This window comes from Bacillus sp. FSL L8-0199, assembly GCF_038005705.1.
GTDB lineage: Bacteria > Bacillota > Bacilli > Bacillales > Bacillaceae_G > Bacillus_A > Bacillus_A cereus.
Map to the genome: position 1 here is coordinate 142,810 of NZ_JBBOTS010000005.1, position 9,742 is coordinate 152,551.

Here is a 9,742-nt window from a genome sequence, read left to right on the forward strand (position 1 = left end):
GGAGAAAGAGATATGACAACACATACAGTTAATACTTCATATTCTGGTGTAACTAAATATCCAGAAGCACTAGCATTAAATGATACTCTTCATTTCAATCCAACGTCTACTGGTCGTTCAGGGACAATCATGAAGTGGATAGTCCCTATGAACGGAAAATATAAAATTACAGCAGCAGGTGCACAAGGGGGGAGGGGAACAAGCTATACAGCCTCACCAGGTAGCGGAGCAATTGTGTATGGTACTGTAGAATTAAGAAAAGGGGAGGTTATTCACGTCCTAGTTGGACAGCAAGGAGGAGCTTATACTAATGGCGGTGGTGGTGGCGGTGGTAGTTTTGTCGCCAAAGGAGATATACTTTCTTCAGCTATCCCTCTAATTGTCGGTGGCGGTGGTGGAGGATCATCAGCTGAAAATGCTTCAAGAGCATACGGAACAAATGCAAATACAGGACCATCCGGAACATCATCTACCAGTTCTTCCACTCCATATGGAGGTTCATCGGGACAAGGTGGTAAATCTATTCCTTCTGGTACGTATCCAGCTGGAGCAGGTGGTGGCTTTTATAGTGACGGACAATCTATTGAATATGCAACACAAAAAATTGTAAGTTGGGATACACCTAATGGCTCAAACACCTATGCACAGGGAGGAAGAAGCTTTGCTCTCGGTGGAACTGGTGGATATGCTGTAACTTATGCAAAAGGTGCTGACGGTGGATTTGGTGGTGGCGGAGGTAATGGTCACTATTCTGGCGGTGGTGGCGGTGGTTACTCCGGAGGTGCATGTGGTTACAATGATAGATATGGAGGTGGCGGTGGTGGCTCTTATGTGTCTGGGGAAAATACATATGGAAGAATAGGAAATACCGGACATGGATATGTAACAATTCAACTTGTTGAATTAGGAAGTATGCCGCCAACAGTACCAACTAATCTAAGGATAACAGCAAGCACAAATAGTGTATACCTAACAGGTGAAACCATCACAGTATCATGGGATGCATCTACGGATCCAGAAGGGGATGCCATCACATATGATGTAGATTTCTACAACGATTCTTCTTGGATGCCTATTGCTTCAAAGACAACAGATGTATCAGTTGAATATAAACTTCCAGATGGATTAAATATTACAAATGCGAAAATAAGAGTAAGAGCAGTAGATACTAATACAGCTGCATCTGCATATCAGGAGAGTGCTGCCTTTACTGTGCGAAAACAATTATTACTTATTCAAGATGGAGAAATCATGAAGACTTATACAAAAGGAACATGGATAGGTATTTAGAAAGGGGGAGAAATAGTGGGGGCGAAAATAGTACAATCAGTGAGCCCGTATAGTTGGAGTGGAAAACGAGAAAATAACTGGATTGACTTTGAGGTGGCATATGAAGACGGAGATCAAATTGTAGTGTTTCTATGGTTGGATAACAATAACCCTCAAAGAACAGTTAATATAGATGGTTTTTTAAAATATCAACTTAATATTAATATTGATTTGTATTTAAAAAAGATGCAAGGTTCAGGGATTCTAAGATTTAGGGGATTAGGGCGTGGTGATGTTCCTTATCTTAATGGAACTGCACATGTTATACGTGGAGCAAAACCAATTATTTTGTCATCTGCAAGACAGGGACTTAATAATTATTTTACATTTGAGAGCAAACAATCAAATGTTGTACTTAGTTTTGCAGGATCACTAGATAGCTATAGAGTTGATAATGTCGGCATTAATAGTCCATATAAAAGAGAATCAGGAAATATAATAATCTCTCCCTATTGGACTAGTGTGATAAGTTACTCTCAATCTGCGGGCATATCTATTAGAACTGCCCCTGCCGCTGGTTTTAATTTATGGAAGGCAAATGCCATCGGACAATTGCCAATTGAAAGTGAAGATAATCCAAATCTCTTCTTAGTGCAAGATGGTGATATAATAAAAACATACCAGAATGGTAACTGGCAAACTATATAGAACGGAGGAATAACATGCCTACAGTAGATGAATTTAAGCAACATGGTATGACAGATTTGAGTGTAATTCCTGAATCAGCATGGAATCAATTAGAATCAGATAATATTAAAATACTAGTTCTCACGAAAGATACAAGCATTAATAGTGCATCCGTAAATGTAACTGCTATACCAAAGCGACAATTGATTATGCAAGAAACAGACATGATATTTGAGAAGCCTATTAAGTCTTTTACATTAACGGGTACTGTACAAAATGAAAGTGTCCTCAAGATTATTGCGTCTAATGACAGTGGCACAACATGGAAAGCATTTAATGGAGTCTCTTGGAGTTCTGTTGATATAAATGACCTAGATGATGTAAAGTCAAAAGGGATGGATATTGCTACCTTTAATGGTATTACACAAGTAGCATGGAAGCCCTTTTTATCTGAAATGAAGTTACGATTAGCATATTATTTAGATTTAAATGCAGTTACAGATACGTTATTAATTGATAAATTAGCATATGAGACAGTGCCAGTTGTAAGCAACTCACCAAAATTACACAGCATCAAAATTGAAACAAATAGCTTAACAATTGAAGGACGTTTAAAAGAGCTAGAACGAATCAATGCAATTAATATGGCGAAACTCAACTTTAAAAGTAATGCATTACTTAAATCAGAAAAATATAAAATGCATGACATGGTAATAGATACATGTGAATCTGATAATATGAAAATTATTTCTTCCTCAGGTGCGGGAGAAACACGGCAAGAAGTTGCGTTTTCTAATACAGTAGAATTAGGATCAGGAAAGGTATCTGAACTAAGTCTTGCATCGATAACAAATATAAAGACAGTAGAGGTGAAATAGATGCCACGTATTGATTTTAATGACAAGGAAATATATGATGATAACTTGCAAACAATAGGCATAGCAAAAGCATCACCACCATGGGGTACAAGCAGCAGTTATAATCCGTCTTCATTAAATGATGGGAACAAAAGTAATTCTGATCGTTCTTATTGGTTTGCAAAAGAAGCAACTTCTGCTTGGATGGGAATTGAGTTTGATTTTCCTGTTCTTATTACAAAAATTAAACCATATGGATTGCCTGATGAGGGTCTTGGGAAGGAGGATTTTATTACCTATGTCGAATACCGTGATACAGATACAAATCAATGGAAACGAGTAGAAAACAACAATGAGGACAAAGTTAGAATGATTTATGGTCCTATTGACTGTTGGATATTTTGTAATGGTATTCGCTATTACTTTAAAGATAATGGGGGAATTAGTATTGGGTCAGGACGTGGTGAAGTTAGATTTACTGAACTTGGAATAACAGGGTTCAAGATTAATAATATTGATTCTAAATTCGCAGATGTATCAAATGATCCAGTCGGATTATATAATGACGTGAAAATACCTAATATCCAAATGTTTCTCATTCAATCTGAAAATATAATCAAAAAAATTAATAGCACATGGGAAGATGTAGGCACAGCACCAGTTACATACGAAATGTTTAAAGACCATGGTATGTTTTCATTAAATAGCATTACAGAAGAACAGTGGAAAGCACTCCCGAGTAATTCTAAGATATTAGCTTATACAGAAACCGAAAAACAATTTACAGCAAACATTTCACAGCATTATCTCTATAATTCAGAAGATAAATTATATCGTGGAACTGGTATGATAGAGACGGATACAGAAGAGTTACCTGCATATCGCAAAACACTTGTTATAACAGCAGATCATCAAGAATGTACATTCCAATATTCTTTAGATAACGGAAGTACTTGGAATGCCTTTCAATCAGGGGATGTAATAGATGTCTCAAAACAATCTGGTAAGCAACTTAAAATCCGCATTAATTTGCCAACAGATTCAGCAACCTTAACAGCAATCTCTTATGCTTGGGCTTAACAAAAAGAAAGGAGTGAAACAATGGATATTGTAAGTTATTCTAAAGCAATGCAAGGAAGGAAGAATCTAGATACACTGAATAAGCGTCTAGGTGTAGGTGACTACAAAAATGGAGACAAAGATGTAAAAGGAACTTTTGCTAATGTTAAAGCTCGTCTAGATGAATTAGAAAAGAAGCGGCAAGGATTGATAGATAAAGAAATTTTCATTAACACAAAAGAGGATTTTGCAAAAGGAACTTTTATTGGCCTAAATGCAGATACAGGTGTACTTGCATTAAATAAAGCAGAAAGCGGCGGAGAGTCTAACGTTAATTTGATCCCAGTTATGACAAGTAATACAACTCCAAGTGGAGTAGTAAGTGCAAGTGCAGAATCGCTTTCAAATGGGCCTGCATATCGAGCATTCAATGGTACCACGAATTCTTGGGAAGACAGATGGTTTGTAGAAACCTTCGTAGTAGGAACATGGCTGATGTATAAGTTTGATACTCCAATTGCAATCTCGTCATATGAAATATATCCTGTAGTTAATGACAATGGACTAGAAGTATCACGGTCACCAAAAGACTTTAAGTTATTTGGTAAAAACGAAGGAGGGCAATACGTGGAGCTAGATGCACGTATTGGAGTTACTGACTGGCTAGGTGGAGTGCCAAAACGATTCTCGTTCCAGAATCAAAATGCATACCAATATTATCAGCTAAGTGTTTTGGCTACAAATGGAGATAAATCTTTAGAAATTGGAGAGCTAAAAATGGTTGGCGGTTCATTAGTATACGCTGAACAAGGAGAGTGGATTTCTAATGAGGTGGATTTAGGAGATGACTTCCTAGAACTGTCTGGTATTGAAGTTGTAGGGACAGGAAATATTAAAGTTTCAACTAAGACTAATAGTGATTCTGATTTTATTGAATTGGATGGGAAGAATATTAAATCAAGGAATGGAAAGAAGCTGACATTAAAAGTGCAGTTTAAAAATGGAGAAGTTCTTCCAACTATTGATTCTATTAAAATTAAATACAAAATCCGTCCATTGCCTAATCGTGTATCAGACTTAGAAACAAGTATCCATATAAATCTCAATAAGCATAATTTAAGAGTAAATTCTCTTTTAGATAAAAAGCGCTATAACATGAAAGATATGATTATAGATGATTTTGGTGATAGCTCCGGTATTGATTTGATAAACTCAAAGAATATTCTTCATGATCAGCAAAATCATAAAGTAACGCCAAAGGACAAGGCACAGGCAGCTATACTGATTACAACTGTTGAGCCTGTAGAGGCTGTTCCTACATTGTTTCTATTATCCTCAGTTACTGAAGATAACGCAGAAGATAGTTTAGAATATTATGTATCTCGTAATAATGAATCATGGATGAGAATTGAAAAAAATAAGCTTGTTAGTTTAGATAAACTTCCAGAGGGCAAAGAATTGCTTGTTAAGGTCGTTCTAAAAAATGGAAAAGAGCTTCATGCAATTTCATACTCATGGTTATAGAAAGGATGGTGCAAAATGGATACTATTAGTTATGGTATTGCGAATAAAACCAAAGATGCAGAATCTAGCTTACGTAATCAAACATTATCTGCTGGTGTAGAAGGTAATTTTATAAATGTAAAAGAGCGTATTGATAACTTGGAAAAATATTTAGAGGGGTTATCATTACGAGCAAATCAACTCATTATTCATGATGCTGTAAACATTATGAAGGCACATGCTAAATTAAATAGCATTGCTAAAACAACAAAATATAATATGCAGAATATGATTTTCGATGATCTTTTAGATTTAAGTGGTATTGATGTTGAAAAGAGTACAGGTTATGTGCATGATGCTCAGAACGGAACACTTACAACAATTGAAGAAAGTGTTATTGAAACAATAACTGAAACATTAAATAATACGCCTTCTCAGGTCATGTTGATTACTGATTTACAAAAAAACAAGGGGATATCTGACAATCTAATCCCGGCTATGACTTCAAATACAACACCTTATGGTGAAGCATTCGCCAGTAATCCGCAAGGTATCTCTGACACAGGTTCAAGATTAGCTTATTTTGTATTTGATAAAAACCTTAACAGTTCTTGGGGTGGAAATAGCGTAGGTGGGCCTCCTTGTTGGGTTGGATATAAATTTGAAAATAAAACCAATATCAACAAGTATTCTATTTTTGTGGGGGGGAGCGCAAGTGTAGCGCATCCACAGAGTTGGATATTTCAAGGAAGCAATGATGGAGAAGTTTATGAGAATTTACATACTGTATTAAACGAAAAATTTAATGAGAATGAAAAGAAAGAATTTTCTTTTGTGAATAATGAGAACTTTTTATATTATAGGATATACTGCACAAAACTCTTATGGAGTGGATATCCTAATATTTATGAAGTGACAATGGGCAGTGATAACTTTAATGTTGAATCAGCTAAATACTACATTTCTCGTGATAATGGGGATACATGGGTTAGGATTATTCCAGAAGAGCTATTCCTTTTTGATGATAAAATCCATCCGAAAGGGAGTAATCTAAAATTAAAAATAGAGTTACCACCAAATGTAGTTTTACAAAATTATTCACTAACATGGGTATAAAATAAAGGAGAGATTAAATATGGCTAGAGAACGTATTTCATTTGTATCAGATGATGTAAAAAAAGAGGAAACACTAGAATCTAAGATTCTGTCAGGAGAAATTAATGCAAACAACTTCAAGAATCTATCTGAAGAAGAACAATTGAAAGTAAATCAGATTTTATTCAATATGGCTTCAGATAAAATAAATCCTAATATTGGATCATCCACGCTAGAGTTTGTATTGTTTGGCTTTATGAGAATCATGAACAAGAAAGTAAATGGGTTGAGTCTTTCAGCAGATGATAAAGAAATTGAAGAGAATTTAGAGCATATTGCAAAGATGCATCAAATTACAGACACATCTTTAGCTAAATCTGATTGGTTATTTGATTATATGGGATATGCAGAAGCAAAAGCGAAAGAAATATTAGAAAACAGAAAAGAACATATAGCTAGGAAGCAAAATATCATGGGAACTGTCTGACAACGGCTTCCTATGCATTTTGTATGTAGAGTTTAATCAGTATATAATTTATTAGAATCGCAGGAGGGAGGTTATTCTGTGAAGCTACAAACAGGAGATATTGTTTTAGTGAAAGGCAATACACCTATTATTTCTAGATTAATAAGATGGGTTACAAGTTCAGACTATACACATGTCGGAATGATAATAGCAGATGATCTAATACTAGAAATTGATATTAATAAAGACTTAGCTATACGTCCAATGAAACATGAAGTATATGATATTTATCGTTATACAAAGGGGCTTACTAGCGAGCAAAGAACAAAGATTATTAAACAATCAATTCGAAGAGCAAAACTTAATAAGGGTTATGATTGGAGACATATCATTTCATTTGCATTGCAAAAGGTATTTCGGACTTCAACAGTTTTTGAAGAAGCAAATAAAGTTGTGTGTTCTGAAATTGTTGATAACATTTATAACGATATTGGTATTGATCTTGTTCCGAATTGTGAAGATGGCGATGTAACGCCTGGGCAATTGGCTGCATCACCATACTTAACAAAGCTGTTTAGCTGCAAACAAGCGGCTTAACATATATAAAATATAAATAAGGGGTGGAAGTAATGAGTGCTTTAGAATCCTTATATTCTGTACAAGCCTTTGCTACAGCTGGTGATAGTGTTGCTCCAGGTAAAGTAACAGGATTAGCTTATACCGTAAACCAAGGTAAAGTAAATCTAACTTGGTCTGCTGTTACAAAGAATGCTGATGATACTGTAATTGATGATTTACAAGGTTATCGTATCTTTAGAAAGAAAACATCAGGTGGAGCTTTTGCATTAGTTGGTTCTGTTAATGCTTCAACAACTACATATACTGATACTGGTATGAAAGATGGAGCAACTTACATTTATGCTGTTGCTGCATTTGATGATGAAGCATTACCACAAGAAGGTGAAAAATCAGCTGAATTAGAAGTGAAAACAATTCCTTCTGTTCCAACAGGCCTTACTGCAACAGGATTTGATGGTAAAATCCGACTTGATTGGCAGTCTATCAAAAATGAATCTGATGCAGAGCTTAACGAAAACCTTGCAGGTTATAATGTTTATCGTTCTACAAAAGATGGAACAGAATATACAAAAATCGGTACAGCTGGTATAACTGAAACAACATTTGAAGATTCAACTGTTGAAAATAGTACAAAATACTATTACGTTATCACGTCTTACGATAATACTCTTTAATAGAAAAAAGGATATGCCTGTATATGGTGTGTCCTTTTTTTATGTTATACTGTTCTTATGTTTAAGGTCTGTAATGCCTTTCAGTAAAGGAGGATATTCTTTATGTATACAATTCAACATGAAGATGTCTGGATTGAAAGTACAGAGCCTTTAAGTTGGGTGCAAAAATATAATAGAGAATATAATTATAGTGACCTTGCTATCAATCAACCTATGTATAGCGACTATCAACCAACTTATTTACAGTTTCATTTAAGCTCTGAAACTACTCTTCAATCTATTAATATGAAAATAAAATATGCAAACCGTCTTACAAGAGCACAGGTTAGATACTGTAAGGTTTGCAAGTATGATGAAAAGAAAAAAGAATGGCACACTATAAAACACAACATTGATAAGGAAAGCAAAACAATCAATGTCTCATTACAATCAACTGGATCATATTGTGTTTTTGTGAATCATTACTGGTACTCTACATTTACACAAAGGCTTGCTGATGAATACCCTTTATGGAGTAAAATCCGACAAGATTCTGAAAGTACCGGACAGCAGTTCTTGAATTTTTTCGGAATGGAATTAGAGGATATAAAAGATTATTTAGATTGGGTTCAAGAACAAAAATATATCAGTACGGCCGATATACACACGTTAGATTGGGTCCAGTTATATAAGATTCCTAACATCAAACCAAGTGATAATATAAAACTAGTAACAAAGAATAATCATATCGAAATTCCTGTTCTCGAAACCTTAAAAGAGTTTTTCTATAATGATAGAAATCAAGGTGGCATCATCGACTACAGGGAAATGAATCTATATACGGTACAAAAATATGGCGATATTCTTTTACAAGTCACTCAGGGTGATAATAGTACAGAAATTGTTATAACACCTATTGACTATCATATTTGGAATACCTTTGATGAATTCGGCTTACTACTAGGTGTTCAAAGGATGCATCTAGAAAAAAATGCAGACTTTAAGGAAAGAATCTTAGATGTATTTAGGTATCCAGCGGGTTCACATGATATAGGGTTAACAAATGGAATTGCAAGAGAGTTAAATCTTATACAAAGAAAAGATCGCTCCAATAAGAAATTAATATGGAAAGATGATTCTAAAGATTTCTTGTTAAAAAATAAATCCGGCAAACATATAGATACTCGTACGTTACGTATAGATAATCAACCGCTTCAGTCAAAGCAATTTCATATGGATGAATACTCAAACATAAGAATTTTCGCTTTGAATACTGGAAAAGAACACGAGATAAGTTTTATCTATGGAATTAAAAAGTATCAGTTATATGATAAAAATGATGAAGAATTTCACAAGATATTATTTGAATCAGATGGGCAAGCGACACCAACCTTATTAAATTGGGTTGAGTATATTAACACAGTTGCTCCAGTTATGTGGGACCATTTCAAATGGGATGAAGGCTATTGGGACACAATTGATAAGCAGTTAACAGGATTAGGATACATACCAAACATCTGGGATTCTAACATCGATATATGGAAAGATTACCAGTTGGACTCTAATATATAAAG

At 34.8% G+C, this 9,742-nt stretch carries 10 protein-coding genes; all 10 read left to right on the forward strand.

All coding sequences use genetic code 11. The annotated features are described in order from the left end of the window. Positions 1–12: 12 nt before the first annotated feature. Complete coding sequence (locus NST86_RS33970; RefSeq protein WP_340935637.1) at positions 13–1,290, forward strand: fibronectin type III domain-containing protein; 1,278 nt, start codon at positions 13–15, stop codon at positions 1,288–1,290. Positions 1,291–1,305: 15 nt separating this feature from the next. Next, complete coding sequence (locus NST86_RS33975) at positions 1,306–1,977, forward strand: hypothetical protein (RefSeq protein WP_340935638.1); 672 nt, start codon at positions 1,306–1,308, stop codon at positions 1,975–1,977. A gap of 14 nt (positions 1,978–1,991) precedes the next feature. Beyond that, the gene (locus tag NST86_RS33980) at positions 1,992–2,834 is read left to right on the forward strand and encodes a hypothetical protein (RefSeq protein ID WP_340935640.1); all 843 of its coding nucleotides are present in this window, start codon (positions 1,992–1,994) and stop codon (positions 2,832–2,834) included. Beyond that, complete coding sequence (locus tag NST86_RS33985) at positions 2,835–3,893, forward strand: hypothetical protein (RefSeq protein ID WP_340935642.1); 1,059 nt, start codon at positions 2,835–2,837, stop codon at positions 3,891–3,893. It begins immediately after the preceding gene. Positions 3,894–3,914: 21 nt separating this feature from the next. After that, positions 3,915–5,396 (forward strand): hypothetical protein, encoded by a 1,482-nt coding sequence (locus NST86_RS33990; RefSeq protein ID WP_340935643.1) that lies wholly within the window; start codon positions 3,915–3,917, stop codon positions 5,394–5,396. 15 nt (positions 5,397–5,411) lie between these two features. Next, positions 5,412–6,491 carry a discoidin domain-containing protein gene (locus NST86_RS33995; protein WP_340935645.1) on the forward strand — a complete coding sequence of 360 codons (1,080 nt, stop codon included), beginning with the start codon at positions 5,412–5,414 and terminating at the stop codon, positions 6,489–6,491. 19 nt (positions 6,492–6,510) lie between these two features. Next, positions 6,511–6,957 carry a hypothetical protein gene (locus tag NST86_RS34000; protein ID WP_340935646.1) on the forward strand — a complete coding sequence of 149 codons (447 nt, stop codon included), beginning with the start codon at positions 6,511–6,513 and terminating at the stop codon, positions 6,955–6,957. 78 nt (positions 6,958–7,035) lie between these two features. Further along, complete coding sequence (locus NST86_RS34005; RefSeq protein ID WP_340935647.1) at positions 7,036–7,533, forward strand: YiiX/YebB-like N1pC/P60 family cysteine hydrolase; 498 nt, start codon at positions 7,036–7,038, stop codon at positions 7,531–7,533. A 32-nt stretch (positions 7,534–7,565) separates the two neighbouring features. Next, positions 7,566–8,189, forward strand: a complete 624-nt coding sequence (locus NST86_RS34010) for a hypothetical protein (protein WP_098687520.1) — start codon at positions 7,566–7,568, stop codon at positions 8,187–8,189. A 102-nt stretch (positions 8,190–8,291) separates the two neighbouring features. After that, on the forward strand, positions 8,292–9,740 hold the full coding sequence (locus tag NST86_RS34015) for a low copy number virion structural protein (protein WP_340935648.1): 1,449 nt from the start codon (positions 8,292–8,294) through the stop codon (positions 9,738–9,740). Positions 9,741–9,742 lie beyond the last annotated feature (2 nt).

Excerpts from the sequence above, each read along its gene's own strand:
- NST86_RS33970 (WP_340935637.1), top strand. The coding sequence starts at position 13 with ATGACAACACATACAGTTAATACTTCATATTCTGGTGTAACTAAATAT.
- NST86_RS33980 (WP_340935640.1), top strand. The coding sequence starts at position 1,992 with ATGCCTACAGTAGATGAATTTAAGCAACATGGTATGACAGATTTGAGT.
- NST86_RS33985 (WP_340935642.1), top strand. The coding sequence starts at position 2,835 with ATGCCACGTATTGATTTTAATGACAAGGAAATATATGATGATAACTTG.
- NST86_RS33990 (WP_340935643.1), top strand. The coding sequence starts at position 3,915 with ATGGATATTGTAAGTTATTCTAAAGCAATGCAAGGAAGGAAGAATCTA.
- NST86_RS33995 (WP_340935645.1), top strand. The coding sequence starts at position 5,412 with ATGGATACTATTAGTTATGGTATTGCGAATAAAACCAAAGATGCAGAA.
- NST86_RS34000 (WP_340935646.1), top strand. The coding sequence starts at position 6,511 with ATGGCTAGAGAACGTATTTCATTTGTATCAGATGATGTAAAAAAAGAG.
- NST86_RS34010 (WP_098687520.1), top strand. The coding sequence starts at position 7,566 with ATGAGTGCTTTAGAATCCTTATATTCTGTACAAGCCTTTGCTACAGCT.
- NST86_RS34015 (WP_340935648.1), top strand. The coding sequence starts at position 8,292 with ATGTATACAATTCAACATGAAGATGTCTGGATTGAAAGTACAGAGCCT.